We start from the raw sequence: 2,037 nt of genomic DNA, 5'->3' as shown, positions 1-2,037 counted from the left end.
GCGACCATATCTGGGGCGGCCCTCCGGGCTCCCCCGAAGAGGACGGCGATCGCTTCGTGGAGATCTGGAACCTCGTCTTCATGCAGTATGAACAGTTCGAGGACGGCACCCGGCGGGAGCTCGCCGCGCAATCCATCGATACCGGCATGGGGATCGAACGGGTCGCCGCGCTGCTGCAGGGCACGAACGACAATTACGCCACCGACCTCATGCGCAACTTGATCGAGGCGAGCGCGGATGCCAGCAACACCGACCCCGATGGCCCCGGCAAGACGCACCACCGGGTGATCGCCGATCACCTGCGCTCCACCTCCTTCCTGATTGCCGACGGGGTCATGCCGTCGAACGACGGGCGCGGCTATGTGCTGCGCCGGATCATGCGCCGCGCCATGCGTCATGCCCATCTTCTGGGGGTGAAGGACCCGCTGATGTATCGCCTCGTGCCCGCACTCGTGGGGAAAATGGGCGCGGCCTACCCGGAGCTTGGCCGGGCCCAATCGCTGATCACCGAAACGCTGCATCTTGAGGAAACCCGGTTCAAGCAGACGCTGGAACGCGGCCTGCGCCTGCTGGAGGACGAGTTGCGCGACCTGCCCGAAGGCGCCCCGCTTCCGGGGGAGGCGGCGTTCAAACTCTACGATACCTATGGCTTCCCGCTCGACCTCACGCAGGATGCGCTGCGCGAACAGGACCGTACCGTCGATACCGAAGGCTTCGATGCCGCCATGGCCGAGCAAAAGGCCAAGGCCCGCGCCGCATGGGCCGGCTCCGGCGAGGCGGCCGATGCCAGCCATTGGTTCACGGTCGCCGATAAACACGGCGCCACCGACTTCCTCGGCTACGACACGGAGACCGCCGAAGGCCAGGTGATCGCCATTGTCGAGGACAACAAGCTCACAGACACGGCCAAGGAAGGCGCCGAGGTTCAGGTGGCCCTGAACCAGACGCCTTTCTACGCCGAAAGCGGCGGCCAGATCGGCGACACCGGTATCATCCGCACCGAGACCGGCCAGATCCGTGTGACCGACACCCGCAAGGCCGCGGGCGTTTTCGTGCATCACGGCACCGTCCTGCGCGGCCATGTCGAACAGGGGCAGGCCGCGGTGCTGGAGGTGGACGGCGCCCGCCGCGGCGCGATCCGCGCCAACCATTCAGCCACCCATCTGCTGCACGAAGCCCTGCGCGAAACGCTGGGCGATCACGTGTCGCAGCGCGGCTCGCTCAACGCGCAGGACAGGCTGCGCTTCGACTTCAGCCATTCCAAGGCGCTCTCACAGGACGAACTTTCCCGCGTGGAGGAGGAGGTGAACCGCTTCATCCGCCAGAACGCCCCCGTTGAAACCCGGATCATGACGCCGGATGACGCCCGCGGCCTGGGCGCGCAGGCTCTCTTCGGGGAGAAATACGGCGACGAGGTGCGCGTTGTCTCCATGGGCCGCAAGGACGGCTCCGGCAAGGGTGCTGACAAGGCGACCTATTCGCTGGAACTCTGCGGTGGCACCCATGTGCGCCAGACCGGGGATATCGGTGCTTTCGTCCTGCTGGGCGACAGCGCCAGCGCCAGCGGCATCCGCCGCATCGAGGCGTTGACCGGCGAAGCCGCCCTTGGCTGGCTGCGCCAGCAGGAAGCAGCCCTGTCCCGCGTCGCGTCGGAGCTGAAAACATCCCCGGCTGACGTGCCGGAGCGGGTGCGCGCCCTGCTGGACGAACGTCGCGCGCTGGCCAACGAGGTGGCGCAATTGCGCCGCGAACTGGCCATGGGGGCCACGAACAGCGACAAAGGCCCCGATCTGCGCGAGATCGATGGCGTTCCCTTCATGGCGCGCAAGCTTACCGGGGTGACAGGCCGTGATCTGCCCGCTCTGGTGGACGAACATAAAAAACAACTTGACAGCGGCGTCGTCCTGCTGATCGCCGATGCCGACGGCAAGGCGGCAATCGCCGCCGGGGTCACCGACGATCTGACCGGCAAATATTCCGCAGTCGACATCGTCCGCACCGCTGTCGAAAAACTCGGCGGCAAGGGGGGCGGCGGCC

Annotated in this window: 1 protein-coding gene; it reads left to right on the top strand. The window is 66.7% G+C overall.

Going from position 1 to position 2,037, the window contains the following annotated elements:
• A partial coding sequence (gene alaS, locus A3728_RS10980) for an alanine--tRNA ligase (RefSeq protein ID WP_067923435.1) occupies positions 1-2,037 on the top strand: 2,037 nt, incomplete at both ends.

This window comes from Sulfitobacter sp. HI0040, from assembly GCF_001634885.1.
Taxonomy (GTDB): Bacteria; Pseudomonadota; Alphaproteobacteria; order Rhodobacterales; family Rhodobacteraceae; genus Sulfitobacter.
Note: the sequence above shows the minus strand (reverse complement) of the source record. Positions and strands in the feature narration are given on the sequence as shown.